Annotated in this window: 19 protein-coding genes; 11 read left to right on the top strand and 8 right to left on the bottom strand. The window is 31.9% G+C overall.

The features are described from left to right. Window positions 1-3: 3 nt before the first annotated feature. Window positions 4-579 carry a non-canonical purine NTP diphosphatase gene (locus IUY40_RS01800; RefSeq protein ID WP_195735174.1) on the bottom strand — a complete coding sequence of 192 codons (576 nt, stop codon included), beginning with the start codon at window positions 577-579 and terminating at the stop codon, window positions 4-6. A gap of 277 nt (window positions 580-856) precedes the next feature. On the opposite strand from IUY40_RS01800, the gene IUY40_RS01805 reads away from it, so the two are divergent. Continuing rightward, a complete protein-coding gene (locus IUY40_RS01805; RefSeq protein WP_195735175.1) occupies window positions 857-1,264 on the top strand; it encodes a hypothetical protein in 408 nt (135 codons plus the stop codon). 60 nt (window positions 1,265-1,324) lie between these two features. Here IUY40_RS01805 and IUY40_RS01810 read toward each other — a convergent pair whose 3' ends face one another. Together IUY40_RS01810 and IUY40_RS01815 are read right to left on the bottom strand one after the other, a co-directional pair. Then, the gene (locus IUY40_RS01810) at window positions 1,325-2,836 is read right to left on the bottom strand and encodes an FMN-binding glutamate synthase family protein (protein WP_195735176.1); all 1,512 of its coding nucleotides are present in this window, start codon (window positions 2,834-2,836) and stop codon (window positions 1,325-1,327) included. A 52-nt stretch (window positions 2,837-2,888) separates the two neighbouring features. Beyond that, window positions 2,889-3,692, bottom strand: coding sequence for an NYN domain-containing protein (locus IUY40_RS01815; protein ID WP_195735177.1), 804 nt, complete (start codon window positions 3,690-3,692; stop codon window positions 2,889-2,891). A 207-nt stretch (window positions 3,693-3,899) separates the two neighbouring features. Between IUY40_RS01815 and IUY40_RS01820 the strand changes: the two genes are divergently transcribed. The 5 genes from IUY40_RS01820 to IUY40_RS01840 all read left to right on the top strand — a co-directional run bounded on the left by IUY40_RS01820 (window position 3,900) and on the right by IUY40_RS01840 (window position 9,305). Then, a complete protein-coding gene (locus tag IUY40_RS01820) occupies window positions 3,900-4,349 on the top strand; it encodes an Rrf2 family transcriptional regulator (RefSeq protein WP_195735178.1) in 450 nt (149 codons plus the stop codon). Between the two features lie 25 nt (window positions 4,350-4,374). Continuing rightward, complete coding sequence (gene azu / locus IUY40_RS01825; RefSeq protein ID WP_195735179.1) at window positions 4,375-4,896, top strand: azurin; 522 nt, start codon at window positions 4,375-4,377, stop codon at window positions 4,894-4,896. A gap of 88 nt (window positions 4,897-4,984) precedes the next feature. Beyond that, the gene (locus IUY40_RS01830) at window positions 4,985-7,219 is read left to right on the top strand and encodes a nitric-oxide reductase large subunit (RefSeq protein ID WP_195735180.1); all 2,235 of its coding nucleotides are present in this window, start codon (window positions 4,985-4,987) and stop codon (window positions 7,217-7,219) included. An 18-nt stretch (window positions 7,220-7,237) separates the two neighbouring features. Beyond that, window positions 7,238-7,960, top strand: coding sequence for an iron-sulfur cluster repair di-iron protein (gene ric, locus IUY40_RS01835; RefSeq protein WP_195735181.1), 723 nt, complete (start codon window positions 7,238-7,240; stop codon window positions 7,958-7,960). A 136-nt stretch (window positions 7,961-8,096) separates the two neighbouring features. Further along, window positions 8,097-9,305 (top strand): hypothetical protein, encoded by a 1,209-nt coding sequence (locus IUY40_RS01840; protein WP_195735182.1) that lies wholly within the window; start codon window positions 8,097-8,099, stop codon window positions 9,303-9,305. A 222-nt stretch (window positions 9,306-9,527) separates the two neighbouring features. On the opposite strand, the gene IUY40_RS01845 is transcribed toward IUY40_RS01840, so the two are convergent. The 3 genes from IUY40_RS01845 to nirK are packed head-to-tail and all read right to left on the bottom strand — an operon-like array spanning window position 9,528 to window position 12,379. Next, the gene (locus IUY40_RS01845) at window positions 9,528-10,130 is read right to left on the bottom strand and encodes an SCO family protein (RefSeq protein WP_195735183.1); all 603 of its coding nucleotides are present in this window, start codon (window positions 10,128-10,130) and stop codon (window positions 9,528-9,530) included. Between the two features lie 16 nt (window positions 10,131-10,146). Next, window positions 10,147-10,917: a formylglycine-generating enzyme family protein gene (locus IUY40_RS01850; RefSeq protein WP_195735184.1), complete on the bottom strand. Its 771-nt coding sequence runs from the start codon at window positions 10,915-10,917 to the stop codon at window positions 10,147-10,149. 13 nt (window positions 10,918-10,930) lie between these two features. After that, window positions 10,931-12,379 (bottom strand): copper-containing nitrite reductase, encoded by a 1,449-nt coding sequence (nirK, locus tag IUY40_RS01855; RefSeq protein WP_195735185.1) that lies wholly within the window; start codon window positions 12,377-12,379, stop codon window positions 10,931-10,933. 285 nt (window positions 12,380-12,664) lie between these two features. Here nirK and IUY40_RS01860 point away from each other — a divergent pair, with 285 nt between their 5' ends. Both IUY40_RS01860 and IUY40_RS01865 read left to right on the top strand, forming a co-directional pair. After that, complete coding sequence (locus tag IUY40_RS01860; protein ID WP_195735186.1) at window positions 12,665-13,927, top strand: aminotransferase class I/II-fold pyridoxal phosphate-dependent enzyme; 1,263 nt, start codon at window positions 12,665-12,667, stop codon at window positions 13,925-13,927. Between the two features lie 132 nt (window positions 13,928-14,059). Further along, window positions 14,060-14,527 (top strand): hypothetical protein, encoded by a 468-nt coding sequence (locus tag IUY40_RS01865; RefSeq protein ID WP_195735187.1) that lies wholly within the window; start codon window positions 14,060-14,062, stop codon window positions 14,525-14,527. A 65-nt stretch (window positions 14,528-14,592) separates the two neighbouring features. Here the strand turns inward: IUY40_RS01865 and IUY40_RS01870 are convergent, their stop codons facing one another. Together IUY40_RS01870 and IUY40_RS01875 are read right to left on the bottom strand one after the other, a co-directional pair. Next, entirely contained in the window at window positions 14,593-15,711 is a 1,119-nt protein-coding gene (locus IUY40_RS01870) for a GTP cyclohydrolase (RefSeq protein WP_195735188.1), read from the bottom strand. Between the two features lie 62 nt (window positions 15,712-15,773). Then, entirely contained in the window at window positions 15,774-16,760 is a 987-nt protein-coding gene (locus tag IUY40_RS01875; RefSeq protein ID WP_195735189.1) for a transporter, read from the bottom strand. A 123-nt stretch (window positions 16,761-16,883) separates the two neighbouring features. On the opposite strand from IUY40_RS01875, the gene IUY40_RS01880 reads away from it, so the two are divergent. From IUY40_RS01880 to IUY40_RS01890, 3 genes are all read left to right on the top strand, one after another. Then, window positions 16,884-17,177 (top strand): DUF4834 family protein, encoded by a 294-nt coding sequence (locus IUY40_RS01880; RefSeq protein ID WP_195735190.1) that lies wholly within the window; start codon window positions 16,884-16,886, stop codon window positions 17,175-17,177. Window positions 17,178-17,227: 50 nt separating this feature from the next. After that, window positions 17,228-19,669, top strand: a complete 2,442-nt coding sequence (locus IUY40_RS01885) for a YfhO family protein (protein WP_195735191.1) — start codon at window positions 17,228-17,230, stop codon at window positions 19,667-19,669. 464 nt (window positions 19,670-20,133) lie between these two features. Continuing rightward, window positions 20,134-20,601: a nucleotidyltransferase gene (locus IUY40_RS01890; RefSeq protein ID WP_195735192.1), complete on the top strand. Its 468-nt coding sequence runs from the start codon at window positions 20,134-20,136 to the stop codon at window positions 20,599-20,601. Window positions 20,602-20,630 lie beyond the last annotated feature (29 nt).

Here is a 20,630-nt window from a genome sequence, read left to right on the forward strand (position 1 = left end):
TTATTAAATTATGTTAAGAAAATTAATAAGTTGTTGAGTTGCTTTTCCGCGATGACTAATTTTATTTTTGATGTTTAGAGGCAATTCAGCAAAGGTTTCTTCGTATCCTTCAGGTTGAAAGACTGGGTCATAACCAAACCCTTGACTCCCTTTTTTATTCTGAGTAATTTGTCCGTTGGCAATTCCTGTAAATAAATGTTGCTTTCCATTAAGATTCAATGCAATTACAGTTTTAAAATGAGCATTACGATTAGTGATATCTTTTAACCCTTCTAAAACCTTATTTATATTATCATCAGAGTTACGTTGCTCTCCAGCATATCTAGCCGAATAAACCCCTGGTTCCCCATTTAAAGCACTTATTTCAAGTCCTGTGTCATCAGCAAAACAATCGTAGCCATATTTTTTAGTTACATAATCGGCCTTAAGAATAGCATTTCCTTCAATAGTATCTGCAGTTTCTGGGATATCTTCATGACAGCCGATATCTTCCAAGCTTAGTATTTTGATGCTACCATTAAGGATACTTTGTATTTCAAGAATTTTATTTTTATTATTAGAAGCGAAAACTAGATTCATTATAATAGATTATGTAATTAGAATACGTGTTTACACAAAGTTACAATGTTTTTATTGAATTTTGATTCTGGAATGTTTTTTTATGAAACTTCTATTACTTTACGATAGCTATTGCAATTTCCATCATAAATAGAGGAAAACTTAATTATGGTTATGTACGTAAGCTTTACCAAAGTTTTAAATTTGACAAAGGTGTATCGTATTGTATATGAATTATAATTGGATTATGTTTGAATTAATGATTTATCGATCCAATTCAATTAAAAACAAAATAAATATGATTAAGAAAATTACCCAAATCTCATTTACTATTGCTATTGTATTATTAGTAGTAAGTTGTAAAAATACCAAGCAAAAGCTTCAAGAATATGTAAGTACTTATAATAGTACTGCTGCAGTTTTTAAAGGAGAATATGTAACACTTACTACTGCAAGAGGTTATATAAATGATAATAAAGTCGAACTACGTTTTGAAACTAATTTACTTAAAAACGATTCTAATAAAGCGGTAGCTAGTATTGTATTTCCTAAATTATTGAAAGATATGATAAGCAAAAATATTATTCCTGAAGAATTAATTAAAGAAGGAGTACAGTTTGATGCTTATTTCTTGGCTAGTGATAATACAGTTCTGGATAAAGAAGTCTTGAATAGAGAAACTTTAGATGTTTTATTGAAGGAATAATTTACTGGTTGTTCTGGATAATAAAAAAGCCTTTTTGATTGAACAAAAAGGCTTTTTTATCTAACGTTTGGTAACGCTTGTTAGGTTATCTGGGAAATAGAGTTCAGATAAATTAGTAAATTCATCACCACGCATAAAAATATTGATATCAACATCGGCGAAGCTAGTTTTTCCTGATGCGGCTAATAATTCATTTGCCGAATGCAAAGTGTTTTTATGGAAATGGTATACACGGTCAGATTTATCTGTAACAACTAAACCTTTCATTAGCATTTTGTTTTGTGTAGCGACTCCTGTTGGGCATTCGTTATTATGACAACGTAACGCTTGTATACAACCTAGTGAGAACATAAAACCTCTGGCACTATTACACATATCAGCACCAAGAGCTATAGCATGCAGTATAGAGTATCCTGAGATAATTTTTCCACTACCAATTACTGTCATTTTATCTCTAATCTTTAAGGCAATCAATGTTTTGTTTACAAAAATTAAAGCAGGTTCAAATGGCATACCAACACCATCTGCAAATTCTAGTGGAGCTGCACCAGTACCACCTTCTGCACCATCTATAGTAATAAAATCAGGATAACAATCTTCGGCAATCATTTCATTACAAATTTCTTCAAATTCTTTAGTGTTCCCAATACAAAGTTTAAAACCAATTGGTTTTCCATCTGATAATTCTCGTAAGCGAGCTACAAAATGAATCAATCCTTTTGCATCAGAGAATGCACTATGATTAGGAGGTGATAAAATTGTAGTATGTGGTTCAACACCTCTTATTTTAGCTATTTGCTCTGAGTTTTTACTAGCTGGAAGTACACCACCATGTCCAGGTTTTGCTCCTTGTGATAGTTTAATTTCTATCATTTTTACATTTGGTACTAATGCTTTTTCTTTAAATTTTTCTCCATCAAAGTTCCCATTTGCATCTCGGCATCCAAAATATCCTGTACCAATTTGCCAAGTAATATCACCGCCACCAGCAAGGTGAAATTCTGTAAGTCCACCTTCACCAGTATTTTGATAGAATTTTCCTTTTTGAGCGCCAATATTTAAGGCGCGAACAGCATTTTCGCTAAGGGAACCAAAACTCATTGCCGAAATGTTTAGTAAAGAAGCAGAGTAAGGTTGTTTACAATCTTTTCCACCAACAAGGACACGAGGTAATTCTTCATTTACTTTTGCTGGAAAAATAGAATGTTTTATTCCTTCGTAACTATCATGATTAAGGTTTAATTGCGTTCCAAAAGGAGAACTAGAATCTATATTTTTTGCTCTTTGATATACTAATGAACGTTGATTTCTTGAGAAAGGTTTGCCGTCTGTAGATCTTTCGATGAAGTATTGTTGAATTTCAGGAGCAATCATTTCAAAAAGATATCTGAAATAACCAAGAACTGGAAAGTTTCGAAGAATTGCGTGTTTTTCTTGTTTGGTATTATAAATTCCAATGACTAATAATATTGGTAGAATGATAACAAGTAAAAAACCACGACCGGAATAAAGGTAAATTGCAGCAACGACTAGAAACAATAAGATTCCGTAAATAAAGAATTTTTTTCTCATGTTTTTTTAATATTTAATTTGAAATGTGTAAAGTGTGTAATTGTAAAAATGGTTAGCTGTATCTCAAGCGAACATAATTATGTTTGATTCCTTTTTTATCTGAATCTCTTTCATCGATTTCGAGAATATCAGTTAACGATTTTAGCATTGGAGTTAATTTTGAGAAACCATAATTTCGTGGGTCAAATTCGGGTTTTTTCTTAACTAAAAGATTACCTATATCACCTAAGAATGCCCATCCATCGTCATCTCCAATGGCATCAATTGTATCTTCGATGAGTTCAATGGTTTGTACGTCAATTTTATTTAATGGTTTTTCGGTCTGTTTTTCGCTTTGTTTTCCATTCGGTTTTTCAACAGGTTTTTTAGAGTCAGAAGCTGTAGGTTTTGGGTCTTTCTTTTTAATAGCACCATCTAGTACTTCAATATATATAAAACGGTCACAAGCTACAATAAAGGCACTTGGTGTTTTCTTTTCTCCAATTCCAATTACTTTCATACCTGATTCACGCAATCGAATTGCTAGTCTTGTAAAATCACTATCGCTAGAAACTATACAAAAACCATCTAATTTATCAGAATATAATAAATCCATGGCATCGATAATCAAAGCAGAATCCGAAGAGTTTTTACCTACAGTATAACTATATTGTTGAATTGGAGTAATTGCATGCTCTAGTAAAACACTTTTCCAGCCGTTTGCATTGGGTTTTGTCCAGTCGGCATAAATACGTTTGGTTGTTGGAGTACCAAATTTAGTAATTTCCTCCATCATACCTTTTACATTACTATACGGTACATTATCGGCATCGATAAGTACAGCAAGTTTTAGTTCTTTTGTGCTGTTTAAAGACATTTTCTGGGTTTTACAAAATTATAATTTTTCAAAGGTAAAACTAAAATTGGTTTTTATTAAGAACTTGCTTTAGAATATGTCTTTTCTGATAATTAAATTATTCTTATTATAAATAAGTATTCTTTTTTATTTGATAATATATTAAAGATAAATCTATCTTTTAATATGTTTTTAGATATATTTGTATAAAATTAAATCAATCTATTTATGTTTTCAAAAGCGTGCGAGTATGGTATTCGAGCCTCAATATTTATTGCAACCAAATCTTCGCAAGGAATTCGTGTTGGGATAAAAGATGTAGCAAAAGAAATTGATTCGCCTGAACCGTTTACTGCCAAAATAATGCAGATTCTTACTAAAAATGGTATTATAGATTCAGCAAAAGGTGTGGGTGGAGGATTTGAAGTTTCTACTAGAGCTATTAAATCGATTAAATTAATCCAAATTGTAGATGCTATTGATGGTGACAATATATACAAAGGATGTGGTATTGGTTTAAAAGAATGTTCAGAAGTGCATCCTTGTCCAGTACATAATCAATTTAAGCAAATACGGGAACTACTTTTAGATATGCTTACAAACACAACGTTAGAGGAACTTGCATTAGGTGTAAAATCAGGTGATTCTTTTCTTAAAACGTTAAACATAAACAATTAATATTATATAATTTAAATACTTAAAAATGAATAAAAAAGTCAAAATTTCGATTCTAATACTAATGGGATGTTTAGCAATAACTTCTTGTGGAAAAAAAGAAGCAACTCCAACTGGTGAATCAAGAGAGATAAATGAACAAACATCAGATTCTGAAGGACAAACGGAAGCAGTAAGTAATGTTTTAGTCATTGAAGGAAATGATCAAATGCAGTTTAATACCAAAGAACTAAGAGCAGTAGCAGGAAAACCTATCACGTTAACATTAAAACATGTAGGTAAAATTCCAAAAGAAGCTATGGGACATAATTTGGTTATTCTACAAGAAGGTACAGACGAAGCAGCTTTTGCAACCAAAGCGATTGCAGCCAAAGACACAGACTATATTCCTGCTTCTGAAAAAGCTTCTATCATTGCACATACCAAATTAATTGGTGGTGGAGAAGAAGACACTATTGAATTTACTGTAGATAAAAAAGGAACATACAATTTTTTATGTACTTTCCCAAGGCACGTTTCTATGATGAAAGGTGTTTTAATAGTTGAATAATTAAAAGAGCTCTAATCCTAATTTATTGAGTTAGAGTTTTTTATTAAACCAATAAAAGACTATTTTGTCTTTTACAAAAAAAGAATATATGAAAAGAGAAAAAAAATTATGGATTGCATTTTTTTTGGTAATAAGCATTTCCTTTGCCGTTTTGGGATACTATGGATATGAAATTTACCAACAAGCACCTCCAATTCCCAAACAAATAGTTTCAGATAGTGGAAAACTTGTTTTTTCTGAAGACGAAATTAAAGATGGGCAAAATGTTTGGCAAAGTATAGGAGGACAGGAAGTTGGATCTATATGGGGGCATGGAGCATATGTAGCTCCCGATTGGACAGCCGATTGGTTGCATCGAGAAGCAATGTTTATTCTTGATAAATACGCACAAGAGGATTTCGGGAAAGTATTTAATGATTTGGATAAAGAAAAACAAGCAGCATTGAAGATACGTTTGCAAAAAGATGTGAGGACAAATCGCTATGATGAAAAATCACAAACACTTACGATATCCGAAAATAGAGTTGCAGCGATTCAATATCTAAGCGAATATTATCATGGGCTTTTTACCAATGATCCTAAATTTAATAAATTAAGAGGAGACTATGCAATTCCTAAAAACTCAATAAAAGACGAAGCAAGAATGCATAAAATGAATGCATTTTTCTTTTGGGCTACTTGGGCTACAGTAACAGAACGTCCCAATTCTAATATTTCTTATACACATAACTGGCCATCAGATGAACTGGTTGGTAACATTGCTACAAAAGAGTTACTTGCTTGGTCAGGTGTAAGTATTATTTTATTGATTTTTAGTATTGGAATTCTAGTGTTTTATCATGCTAAATCGGGTGAAGAAGTGTTTCCTCTACCATCCAAAGATCCAATAATCAATCAAGGAATGACTCCATCAATGCATCTGATCAAAAAATATTTTTGGGTGGTGAGTTTACTGATGATTATTCAAATGGCTTTAGGAATAATTACAGCTCATTATGGTGTTGAAGGAAATGCGTTATATGGTATTCCGATAGATCAAATTTTACCATACGCAGTTACACGAACCTGGCATACCCAGTTGGCTATTTTTTGGATTGCAACAGCTTGGTTGGCAACAGGATTATATATTGCTCCGGCAGTTTCGGGTAAAGACCCTAAATTTCAATGTTTTGGTGTTAACTTCTTGTTTATAGCTTTATTAATCATTGTTTTGGGTTCAATGGTTGGACAATGGTTTGGAGTAATGCAAAAACTAAACCTAGTGCAAAATTTTTGGTTTGGACATCAAGGTTATGAATATGTAGATTTAGGGCGTTTCTGGCAGATATTCCTTTTAGTTGGATTGTTCTTATGGTTAGCATTAATGATACGACCATTGATTCCAGTTTTAAAGAAAAAAACTGAAGAAAAAAATCTAATCGTTTTATTCTTAATCTCTTGTACTGCTATTGCCATGTTTTATGGAGCAGGATTAATGTGGGGTAGACAGACGAATTTAGCTATTGCCGAATATTGGAGATGGTGGGTTGTGCACCTATGGGTTGAAGGATTCTTTGAAGTATTTGCAACAGTTGTTATCGCATTTTTATTTGTTCGATTAGGATTATTAAAAACCAAAACAGCTACTTTAAATGTATTGTTTGCAACTATTATCTTCATGTCTGGAGGTATTCTTGGAACTTTCCATCACTTGTACTTCTCAGGAACTCCCACAGCTATTATGGCATTAGGAGCCTCATTTAGTGCGTTAGAAGTTGTACCTCTTACATTAATTGGTTTTGAAGCGTATCAAAATTATAAATTGTCAAAATCAACACAATGGATTATTGATTACAAATGGCCTATTTATTTTATGATAGCTGTTGCATTTTGGAATTTTCTTGGAGCTGGAGTTTTTGGATTCATAATAAACCCACCAATAGCACTTTATTATGTGCAAGGTTTAAATACTACACCTCTTCACGCGCATACAGCATTGTTTGGAGTTTACGGAATGTTAGGAATTGGGTTAATGCTTTTCGTGTTAAGAAGTTTATACCGAAACATTACCTGGAACGAGAAATTACTTAAGATTACTTTTTGGTCATTAAATATAGGGTTGTTTTTAATGGCTGTGTTGAGTTTGCTGCCGATAGGAATTTGGCAGGCGATCGAAAGTATTGATCATGGAATGTGGTATGCACGTTCATCGGAGTTAATGCAACAACCTACAATGATTACTTTAAAATGGATGCGTGCTATAGGAGATTCTATCTTCGGAATAGGAATTATTACTACGGCTTGGTTTGTCTTTGATTTGACATTAAAAAATAGAAGAAAATAATAATAATAATAAAATACCATGGAAAATTTACAAAATAAAACAGTAGGGGCATTTGTAGCCGAAGATTTTAGAACTGCAGCAGTATTTTCAAAATATAAAATCGATTTTTGCTGCAAAGGAGGCAGAACCATCGCTGAGGTTTGTGTAAAACAAGAAATTGAACCTAAAGTTTTGCTGAAAAAAATTCAAGAAACTTTATCGGCGGAGGATACTAATAAAATAGATTTTAATTCATGGCCATTGGATTTATTGGCTGATTATATCGAAAAAACGCATCACCGTTATGTAGAAGATAAATCAATCATTATTATGCAATTTCTAAATAAACTTTGCAGTGTTCACGGTGGGAATCATCCAGAATTGTTCAGGATTAACGAATTGTTTACGGAGTGCGCAAGCGAATTGGCACAGCACATGAAAAAAGAAGAATTAATGCTGTTTCCTTTTATTAAAAAAATGGTAAAAGCTAAGGATACAGATGAAGCCTTGGTACAACCTCCATTTGGAACTGTGTCGAATCCAATAGCGATGATGATGCATGAACATGATGCCGAAGGAGAACGCTTTCGCGAAATTGCCAGCATAACCAATGATTATGAGGCGCCAAGCGACGGATGTACTACCTACAAAGTAACCTATGCCATGCTAAAAGAATTTGAAGAGAATTTACATACACACATTCATTTAGAGAATAATATTTTGTTTCCTAAAGCAATGGTTCTAGAGAAAGAGTTTTCTTAAAAGTAAATGTATATTGATTAAGAGAATGCACCGATAAATTAATTAACATCGGTGCATTTTTATTATTATATATTGATAATAATAGTGATGTTTTAAACTACTTTTAATTTAATTAAAAATGAAATTGTTATCTAAAATGAGTTCGAAAAAAAGTTGGATTATATGTTGCTTCTTTAATTTCTTGATAGCCTCACTTATGGGGTTGTTAATGCGTTATCTCTATCTATTTCCATTAAATATAAATTACAGTTTTTTGCTTCATGCGCATTCTCATGTGGCAATGCTAGGCTGGGCGTATTTGATGATTTATGTTTTGATTGTTTGTTTTTATCTTCCAAAAGAAAAAGGGGAGAAGCCGATTTATAATCGGTTATTTTGGGTTACCGAATTTGCTGTTGTAGGTATGATGGTAAGTTTCCCCATTCAGGGATATGCCTTGTTTTCGATAGTATTTTCTACAATACATATTTTATTGAGTTATGTTTTTTGTTGGTTGGTTTGGAAAGATGGTTTTAAGGAAAAAATAAATGATCATAAGCTCTTATTAGCAGCAATTTTATTTATGGTTTTATCCACTTTTGGAGTTTGGTGTTTAGGACCAGCGGTAAGTATGTTGGGGAAACAAAGTGCTTTTTATCAAATTGCAATTCAGTTTTTCCTGCACTTTCAGTTTAACGGTTGGTTTTTATTTGCAGTTTTGGCTTTGTTCTTAAAACAATTTGAAGATAAAATAGAAAAGAAATCATTTAAAATATTTTTCACTTTACTTATTATAGCAACATTTTTAACCGTTGCATTTCCTGTAAGTTGGTATGTCGAGAACAATGTATTAAGCTGGATAAACACTACAGGTGTTATATTGCAATTGGTTGCATTTATCCATTTTTATAAAATGCTCAAGCCACAAATAAGTTGGTTTAAAGACAATCTAGATTCAACTACTAAACTAGTCTATGGTTTAGCTTTATGTTCCTTATTCTTAAAAATAATCATACAATTATTGGTTTTGATACCAAAGCTGGCTGAAGTTTCGCATCAAATACGAAGCTTTATAATTGGTTTTATTCATTTAACGACTCTAGGTGTTATTACAGGATTTTTATTAGGAGTATTAATTCAGAATAAGCTGCTTTCACATCAATCTTATCTACTTCGCTCAGGAATAAAATGTTTTATTTTGGGATATATAGCAACAGAAGTGTTACTATTTCTTCAAGGAGGATTTCTTTATTTTGGTCAAGGAGCACTTTTTGGGTATTATGAGTGGGTTTTTGGAACGAGTATTCTTATTGTTGTAGGTTTAAGCTTGATTACAGCTTCAATTATTAAGGCAAAAAGTGCTTGATTGTAATACTACTTATTTCTTTTTTTTGCCACTACGGATAGCTATCGGGATAAAAGGATCTCACAACTTTGCGTAAATCTTTGCTGACTTTGCGGTTAGTTTTTCCAATACAGATTAAGAGGGTTTTAAAGCCTTGCGGTTATCCTCATGCATATTAAAAACAAAAAACAAGAGTCGATTAATTAAAACCTTCCCTTGTTTTTCACGAATTAATTAATCTAATTAAATTTTTTCGGCTTCCAGATTTATTCTGTCAATCGTTTTGTCATTGTTTATCCCTAAGCCTTCTTGTTGGTAAATTAACTCTCCATCTAGATTAAAGACACTTATAATATTAGAGTGTGAAAAATCTATAGGAGAGATTTTTTTATAGTTAACAGCAAGAACTGCTGCAAATTCTCGGGTGTTTTCTTCAGTAGAACGTAAGAAAATCCATGGATCATTATTCATTTTATTGGCAATAGCAAATGCTTTTAGTTTTTCGGGAGTATCAGTTTCTGGGTCAATGCTTACTAATATAAGTTTTACATTTTTCTTAGTTTTTACATTTAATCGAGATTCTATGTTTCTCATGTCGGCAACTAGTCTTGGACAAGCAGCTTTACAAGTTGTGTATATCATTACCATAACAAGAACGTTCCCTTTTAAGCTTTTTAGTTCAATGTCTTTACCATCCTGAGTTGCCCATTGAGAGGGTAAATTATAAATAGATAAATCGCTAATTGGTTTTTCTTTTGAGGCTAATGAATCATTTTCCTTTTTTGAATCTTTACAGCTTTGTAAAGTAAAAAGAAGAATGAAGATTGTGATTATTGTTTTTTTCATCTTAAAAGAATTAGAATTATAGTTTTGTAGAGCTAGCACATCGAAACCCTAGATTTCTAGTTGAATATTGTGCCTTGAGACTTCCTCTAAATGCATAACGCATAAAAGCGGCATAATCCATTAAGTCACTAGCATTTACTGAGGCTCCACCGCAAAAAAGATTTTTATCATTATTCTTGTCTTTTCTTGATTCTCCAGACAAAAAAATGCTATTAAAATCTGAGGTCCATTCCCATATTAATCCATGCATATCATAAACGCCCCAATAATTTTTGAATGTTTGTCCAATGGGGTTTTTGTATGTTTTTGATTTCTCATACCAAGACAATATGTATTTGTTAAATTCAGCTTTGGTTCTGGCATCAATCTTTTTTTTATCTGCCATAGCAACATATTCCCATTCATCCATTGTAGGTAATCGTTTGCCTTGACATTCGCAGTATTTCTTGGCAGCAAACCAGGAAACATTTGTTACGGGAGCTTTAGGATTTGAATTTCCAAAATCTAAATCACCTTTCCAATAGGATAGATAACTTTTGTCTGCAAAAATTTCTTTTATTTTAGATTTTCTATAGTTTGAGTTCTTTTTGATAAAAGTCAAAAACTCACTATTGGTAACAGGATAAATATCTATATAAAATGATTTTACAGCGACAGGTGTTTTTTCTGTAGCCCCATAAAGAGGGATAAAAGAGCCCTCTTTTATAGGTGCCATTTTCGATTCTTGTGCGCTTACCATTCCCATATAAGCCAAGAAAAGAAGAATAACTAAAATGTTTTTTTGCATGATATTGCTGTTGTTATCTTTGTGATTTTACCATTTCGGGAGTAACATCTGTTTTATTATTTCCCCAACTATTATATATGTAAGTCATAACATTGGCTATTTCATCATCAGATAAATTCTGACTAGGCATAACATTGTTGTATTTTCTACCATTCACTGTTATTTCCCCACTTAAACCATGCAAAATTGTTTTAATTGCTCGTTTTGGGTCAGCATTAAGGTAATCTGCTTTTGCCAGAGGAGGGAATGTGCCTGGTATTCCTTGTCCTTCTGATTGGTGACAAGCAAAACATGTTGTTCCAAAAATTTGTTTACCAATTTTTATTTTCTCGGCTACAGTTCTTTTTGGTATTACTGTTTTAGCGGCTCCGTTATCTGGCATTTTTTGAATTGTTCCTCCTTCTGGTAAATAAATACCCTCTTGAATCGTTCCTGAATAAATGTTTTTATGTTCTGCTCCTTCAACTTTTAATATTCCTAATGCTCCTTTATTGAATGCTCTAAAAATAGAGTGGTCAACTAATATAAAATCTCCTGGAGTTTCGACCTTAAAATCGATTATCGCTGCTCCTCCAGCAGGGATAAGTGTTGTTTGAACATTTTCGTTAATCAGACTTCCGCCTTCTACATGTACTTTATCAAATATCTCACCTATAACATGAAAAGAAGATACTAAATTTGGACCGCCATTACCAACAAATAAACGAACCGTTTCACCAACTTTCGCAGTAAGTTCCCCTCCATTTGTTAGTGAACCAACCTTCCCGTTAAATACGACATAATCAGGTGTTTCTTTTACGGCTTTATTCATATCAAAAGGTTGAAGTCCTTTGGCTCCATATTCACCTTGAGTATAAAAATCTCCTTGCATAACGTAGTATTCTTTATCTACAGGAGGAAGTCCTCCTTCTGGTTCAACAAGAATCAAACCGTACATTCCATTTGCGATGTGCATTCCAACAGGAGCTGTAGCGCAATGATAAACGTATAAACCAGGATTGATTACCTTGAAGTTAAATACTTTTTCATGGCCAGGAGCTACTAATGATGACGTTGCTCCGCCACCAGGCCCTGTAACTGCATGTAAGTCGATGTTGTGTGGCAGCATATTGTCTGGGTGATTTTTTAGATGAAACTCGACTTCATCACCTACGCGTGTTCTAATAAAGCTACCAGGGACAGAACCACCAAATGTCCAATAAGTGTATTTTACACCATCGGTCATAGTTCCTTCCTGTTCTTTAATTTCCATGTTTATCTTTAGTTTCATGGCTGGTCTGTTACCAACAGGTTTTGGAACCATTGGGGGAGCTGTAAGTTCGGCTTCCATTTCTCCATCAGTTTTTATGTTAATGTAATTCGTTGAAGATTCCTTTTTTTTACATGATGCTAAGAGGGCAATTGCAAAAATTGCACAAAAAAACACTTTAAATTTTTGTGGCATTTTATAATTTTTTTTCATAATTAATTTAGGGTTTTATTTTAAAATATTTGGACAAATATAAAAGACAGGTTTATCCTTTATCATGATAAAAATCATGAAAAAACCATTAATTATTCTAGAAATTTATCTTGTTTTAATTTCAATAGTTAGGTTCTTTAAAAAATATTTTTTTGAGAAATTTATTTTTTTAGTATTGATATTTAGAATATTTTCCAATAAAAATAGATGGAGACTCTATTTTAGAATAATAATCATTATTTTTGCACGCTGTTTAAATTAAAATTATTACTTCAAAATATATTTATGGTAAAAGATTTATTCGAAAGAATTCAGAACAATAAGGGACCATTAGGAAAATGGGCTTCTCAAGCAGAAGGATATTACGTTTTTCCAAAGTTAGAAGGTGAGTTAGGTCCTAGAATGAAATTTCACGGAAAAGATATCCTAAACTGGAGTTTGAATGACTATTTAGGTTTAGCAAATCATCCAGAAGTACGTCAGGCAGATACAGATGCAGCAATTCAGTTTGGTGCAGCTTACCCAATGGGAGCTCGTATGATGTCAGGACATACTAAATATCACGAACAATTAGAAAATGAATTGGCTGATTTCGTAATGAAAGAGTCTGCTTATTTATTAAATTTTGGTTACCAAGGTATGGTGTCTATCATTGATGCTTTAGTAACAAAAAATGATATTATTGTATATGATGTAGATTCTCACGCCTGTATCATTGATGGTGTTCGTTTGCATATGGGTAAACGTTTCACATACAAACACAATGATTTGGAAAGTATGGAGAAAAACCTGCAACGTGCTACAAAAATGGCAAAAGAAACTGGTGGAGGTATTTTATTTATTACCGAAGGTGTATTTGGAATGCGTGGTCAACAAGGAAAATTGAAAGAAATTGTTGCGATGAAACAAAAATACAATTTCAGATTATTGGTAGATGATGCACACGGTTTTGGTACTCTTGGTAAAACAGGAGCAGGAGCAGGTGAGGAGCAAGGAGTTCAAGATGATATAGATGTTTACTTCTCTACTTTTGCAAAATCTATGGCAAATATTGGGGCTTTTGTAGCTGCTGATAAATCTGTTATTGATTATTTAAAATACAACTTGCGTTCTCAAATGTTTGCAAAAGCATTGCCAATGATTCAAACACTTGGTTCGTTAAAACGTTTAGAGTTGTTACGTAATTCATCTGAAATTAAAGATAAGTTATGGGTTAATGTAAATGCATTGCAAAGTGGTTTAAGAGAAAAAGGATTTAATATTGGAGATACAAATACTTGTATTACACCAGTTTATCTGGAAGGAAGTATTCCGGAAGCAATGGTTATGGTAAATGATTTAAGAGAAAATTATGGTATTTTTCTTTCTATCGTAGTATATCCAGTAATTCCAAAAGGAATTATTTTATTGAGAATGATACCAACAGCTTCTCATACTTTGGCTGATATTGATGAAACACTTACAGCTTTTGAAGCTATTCGTGAGAAATTAATCAACGGTACTTATAAAGAAATAGCTAGTAGAACTACAGTTGATGTAGATGCATAGTTAAAACCAATATTCATTTTTGAATACGTGGGAATTGTATAAAGAAATCCATCTGCTTCGGTAGATGGATTTTTTTTTATTTCATTTTTATAAATAGTATATTTAACATTCAAACTTTTAATCAGGATAATTATGAAAAAAATAATTTTAATAATAGGCATTTTTGTATTAGTATTGGTTTCTTGTAAAAAGAATAAACAAGAAGAATTAATCCCTAGTACGGTTGAATCTGCAAAAATCGAAGAATCTGTGGGAAAACAATGTTTTCAATCAATAACGAATAATGATACGGTTATACTGACTTTAAATACAAATTCTCAGAATGAAGTAGATGGGCAATTGACGTATAAAATTTATCAGAAAGATAAAAATGAAGGAACGATAATTGGGAGCATAAAAGGAGATACACTTATTGCTGATTATACTTTTAAATCCGAAGGAGTTTCTTCTATAAGAGAAGTTGCTTTCTTGAAAAAATCAGGAGCTTTTATAGAAGGGTATGGAGATCTAATAGAAACAAATGGTAAAATGGTCTTTAAAGATAAAAAACTTTTGAAATTCGACACTAAAATGACCTTGTCAAAGGTGGATTGCAAATAAGATTGATGCCAAATAAGATTGATGCCAAAAAAGAAATCCATTCACAAACTGTGAATGGATTTTTATTATAATTCTTTACGAAAAGTAGCTCTTCGTTTGTGTATTACAGGATCAAAATGTTTCCATAAATTGTGTATAGCTACATTATCTGATAATTCTGGAGTTCTATAGCAATTAATGATACCTTTTTCTTTAAAAGTATGATAATATTCATTAAATATAATTGCAGTTACAGCTTTATTTTGATAGTCAGGATGAACACCAATTAGATAAAAAATCATATCCTTACTATGTTTTTTAGCTTTAAGTAAATGCAGGAACCCGAACGGAAATAATTTTCCTTTTGTTTTCTGTAAAGCTTCCGAAAAGGAAGGCATAACAATGCTAAAAGCAACAATGTTGTGGTCTTTATCTTCTACAAATTTTATAAACTCTGGATTGATAAAACTAATGTATTTTTTCTTGAAGTACTCTTTTTGTATATCCGATATTGCTACAAACGAAGATAAAGAAGCGTAAGATTCATTGAATAAATCAAACATTTTATCTACATGAGGCATAACTTCTTTGGTCGTCTTGAAATTAAGCGGCTTTAATTGATATCTCCTTTTAACCAATTCATTTGCCTTTTCGAAAAATTCAGGTTTTACATTAGCAAATGGGAATTTACTCTCATCATATTTTTTTTCGACTACATACCCCAGTTGCTCAAAATGCGTAGCGTAATAAGGATGATTATACCATGTAATCATAGTCCCCATTTCTTCAAAACCTTCAGTTAAAACACCAACTTTATCGAGATTAGAGAATCCCATTGGACCTTCAACATATTCGAGATTGTTTTTTCGACCTAATTCATATACTTTTTGAAGTAAAGCCTTGGTTACCTCGATATCATCAATACTATCAAACCAGCCAAAACGGACTTTCTTTTTTTGTTGTCCATTAACTTCATCCCAATTAATTATGGCAGCAATTCGGCCTACAATTTCATTGTTTCTAGAGGCTACATAAAAAGTAGCTTCGGCATTTTCGAAAGCAGGATTTTTGGTTTTATCAAAAGTTTCCAACTCATCGGCAATAATAGGTGGAACCCAATATTTATTGTCTTTGTATAATGAAAAGGGAAATTTTATAAATTCAGTTAACTCCTTCTTAGTCTTGGCTTTTTGTATTGTAATCATTAAGATTGTATTATATATTTTTTAAAAGTCTCTTTTTTGAGAGGCTGTCTGATTTGTAGTTATTATTCAAAAGTAGATTTACGTTTTTGCTCAATTTTGATAGCATCTTCTTTAAGTTCTTTCTTTTTGCTTTTTTTATCTTTTTTACCTTTTTTGTCTTTCTTGTTATCTTTAAAGTTCATTTGAACTTCTTTATAGTTTGTGTCATAACGCCAAGAAAACCCAACACCGCCATAAAATATAGAAGGCGTATCCTTAAAATTAGTACTTACAGATGCGTCGATTTGCATGTTTTTATTTAGTAAATAGGCAGCACCACCTCTAATGATACAATCACTGTAAAAATCACTTTTATAGCCTTGGTTTTCTACAAAACCAGACCATTTGTCATTAAAACCTCGTGTAAGTGTTACTACGTATCCATAGCTAGGAAAATCAGTACTAATATAATCGGCGATAATATTGGTTACAAATACCCATTTTCCATCTCCTAAATGATTTTGAGTAATCAACATGATTTTTGGAGAAATGCTCGACTCGTTTGTAAAAGCATAGGGGTTATCCTTAAAAGTAAAATTGGCTCCTGCAAAAATAGAAACTGCTGGAATTAATTGATGCCAGTCAAATCTCTGATTGGCTTTCCAACTATAAATGTTTGCCTTTTTTTCGTAGTTTTTAAATGGATCATAGATTAGATATTTTGCTCCTAATATAGTCTGTTTAAAATTATTTTTTTTATAACTGTTAAATGGAGTGCTAAAGTCTTCCATTTGGTATTGAATATCGGCAATAAGTTCAAGTTGCTCGCGAAAAAGCCCCCAGCGAAGGACTAAATCAGTTCCGAAACCACTTGCATTATAATTTAATAAATTGTGCTTTTCGTTAATCCCATAAACACCAACTTCAGCTTGAATTACTGATTTCCCGACAGAAAAAGCTGACATAGTTTCGCCAGGTCGGTTAGAATTGATAACATCGGTATGTTGACCGAAAAAAAGATAAGGCGCTAAAAAAACGCTGGAAATAATCAAGTTTCTGATTTTGAACATATTATTTTTTTTAGTTGAAAAGTAATAACGCATTTCAAATGTACTATATTTTATTATTTATTTAAGATTGATATTTTAATTTTGAAGAATGGATTTGCTATTTTTGAAAAAAATTATATGATTATGCAAACAGCTTCTTTTTCAGGTCTTATAAAAGCGATTTTTTATATGATTGCTTTTTATTACATTTTTAGATTCTTGGCAAAATTATTTTTACCAGTTTTAGTGAAAAAAGTGGTAGATAAAGCAGGAGAGAATTTTCAGAGACAACAGCAGCAATATACACAGCAACAGCAGAATAATTCTTGGCAAAAAACTAGAACAAATGATGAAGTGATAATTGATACTGCTAATGCGAAAAACCCACGTGAAACCAAAAAAGTTGGTGATTACGTTGATTATGAAGAAATAGATTAAATTTGTAATCTAATAAAAGATTTTTCATCCATAAACCAAACCTACCAAAATTGAAAGTAATAAATAAGCTTTATCCGCATGCCCTAGTTATATTGGGATTTGTACTCGTTTCTTTAATTTATTTTTATCCTGTATTACAAGGAAAACAGATTTTTCAATCGGATATTGCACAATATACCGGAATGGCCAAGGAACAAAATGATTTCAGAGCAACTGAACATGCTGAACCCTATTGGACAAACTCGGCTTTTGGCGGAATGCCAACTTACCAATTAGGTGCTAATTATCCACATGATTATGTAGGGCAATTAGATGATGCTTTGCGATTCTTACCTCGTCCTGCCGATTACCTTTTCTTGTATTTCTTAGGATTTTATGGATTGTTATTGGTTTTAAAAATTGACCCACTTAAAGCTTTCATTGGAGCATTGGCTTTTGGTTTCTCTACTTATTTAATTATTATATTAGGAGTAGGACATAATGCTAAGGCACATGCTATTGCATATATGCCACTGGTTATTGCAGGATTTATACTCGTATTTCAGAAAAAATATATTGTAGGTGGATTACTCACCATGTTTGCGGTTGCCTTGGAAATCAATGCAAACCACTTCCAAATGACATATTACTTATTGATTTTATTGTTGATTCTTTCAGGATACTTCGCATTTAATTTTATAAAAGATAAAGAATATAAGCCACTTTTAATCTCATTTGGAGTTTTGGCAGTAGCTGGAATTTTCGCTTTAGGCGCAAATGCTACTAATTTAATGGCAACTAGCGAATATGCTAGTTTTAGTACCAGAGGAAAAAGTGAATTGACATTCAATCCTGATGGTTCAAAAAATAATACCAGCGGAAGTGCTTTAACTCGTGATTACATTACAGAATATAGCTATGGAATTGCAGAAAGTTTCAACCTAATTGCACCAAGATTATTTGGTGGTTCTAATAGTGAACCTTTAGGCATAGATAGTCATATGTACGAATTTATGATTGGACAAGGAGTTTCAGAAGGGCAAGCAAAAAATTTTGTTTCGGCAATGCCAACTTATTGGGGAGATCAGCCTATCGTGGCAGCTCCAGCATATATTGGTGCTATCGTTTTCTTTTTAGCAGTTTTGGCTTTGTTTATTGATGACAGAAAAATTAAATATGTATTCTTTTCAGGAGCAATGGTTGCTTTAGTGCTTTCTTGGGGTAAAAACTTTCCGTTGTTAACAGATTTCTTTATCGATCATGTACCTATGTACGATAAATTTAGAGCGGTGTCTTCAATACAAGTAATTCTTGAGTTGTGTTTTCCAGTTCTTGCAATTATGGGATTACAATCTTTCTTTAAGCTAAAAGACAGTGACCCAAAATTACAGCAAAAAGGATTAGTTCAAACAGGTGTATTTAGTATTGGTATTATATTGATACTAGTTTTTTGTAAAAGCATGTTTAATTTCTCAGGAGGTAGTGATGGTTATTTTTTAGAGAATTACGGTCCTGATTTTGTTGATGCACTAAAAGAAGATAGAAAAACGTTGTATTCAGCAGATTTATTGCGTTCAGGTTTTTTTATTGTAGTAGCATTTGGAGTTTTATGGTTCTTTATCAAAAACAAACTTTCTCAAAATACAGCACTTATAATAGTTGGAGTTTTAATGATTTTCGATTTGTTTTTTGTAGATAAAAAATATGTTTCAGCGAAAGATTTTGTAAGTGGTAGAGAAGTTGCAATTCCTTTTCAGGAAACACCTTCGGATGTTCAAATTTTGAAAGATACTACGCATTATAGAGTTTTTGAAGTTAATGGTAATTTGTCTAGTGCACGAGCATCTTATTTCCATAAATCAATTGGAGGATATCATGCAGCAAAACCAAGAAGAATGCAACAGTTATTTGACTATCAAATAGCCAAAAACAATATGGAAGTATTGGATATGTTAAATATCAAATACATTATCCAAACGAATAAAGAAGGACAAGAATTCCCAACAATAAACCCGAATACTAATGGTAATGCTTGGTTTGTAAAAGATGTAAAATTGGTTAATACAGCCGATGCCGAAATGAAACTTTTAGGTCATTTGGATACTAAAATAGTAGCTATTTTCAATGTTCATGACCATGGATCTAAATTTAAAAGTGCTCGATTAAAGAAAAAATGGGATGCAAGCGGAACTATAAAATTAGACGTTTATAAACCAAATTATCTTAAATATACATCAGATAACTTAAATGATGGTTTAGCAGTATTCTCTGAAATATATTATGAAAAAGGATGGAACACTTATATAGATGGTAAATTAACGGAACATTTTCCTGTAAATTATGTCTTAAGAGCGCTTGAAGTTCCTGGAGGAAAACATACAATAGAATTTAAATTTGAACCAGAAGTTGTTAAAACTGGTAGCATGATTACACTTGCTAGTTCAATAGGTATGCTAGTTCTTTTAATCGGAGGAATCTATTTTGAAAGAAAGAAATCGATTAGTGTTAAGTAATCAGATTTCGATCTTAGCTTAACAATCGTGATTTTAAAGATTCTTAAAGTGTTTTTTCTTGTATTTCTGGATGTAGCAATACTCATTTTTTGTGGTATTTATATGATGGGATATGATGATTTTTATGAAGAGAGCCAAGGAGAATATTTAAGTCTTTCAAGCATGGAAACTAAATACAAGATTGTTTGGATTTTTTATAATTTTTGGATCTTTTTAAATTGTGTACTTTTGTTATATATTTTATTTAGAATTTTTAAGAAAACAATTTCGAAATAATCTTTTTAAACAATTTGATTAAAAGTGGAAACGGATAAAACTATTGAAGCAAATATTAAGGCTATGGAAAAAAAAAGGATAGCCGAAATAAAATCACTTTCTTATTTGGAAAGATTAGAGAGAATGATGGCGATTATTGAAGTTTCTTATATGTTACGCACTGCTACGAAAATTCAATATAAAAGATCATGAATGAGCAAATTATTTCAATTTGGAAGTATTTTCATGAATTTAATGTAAGATACATTATTATTGGAGGTTTTGCGGTCAATGTTTATGGATATAATCGAAATACAGGAGATTTAGATGTTTATCTTGAGGATACTTTAGAGAATAGACAAAATCTTAAGAAAGCTTTTATAGCTATTGGCATAGGAAATTTTGAATCTATTGAGACAATGCAATTTGTGCCTGGATGGACAGATTTTACATTAAATTACGGATTAAGACTTGATATTATGACTACAGTAAAAGGATTAGAAGACCAATCTTTTGATTCTCTTTTAGAAGTTGCTACTATTGTTTCCATAGATAAAATTCCAGTTAACTTTATAGATTATGATAATTTAATTATTTCTAAGAAAGCTGCTAATAGACCAAAAGATCTTTTGGATATAGAAGAGCTTGATAAATTAAATGATAAAAAGGATTCTTAAAAAAGGTTGTAATCATTCTTATAACTGCT

The organism is Flavobacterium sp. ALJ2, assembly GCF_015594725.1.
Lineage (GTDB): Bacteria > Bacteroidota > Bacteroidia > Flavobacteriales > Flavobacteriaceae > Flavobacterium.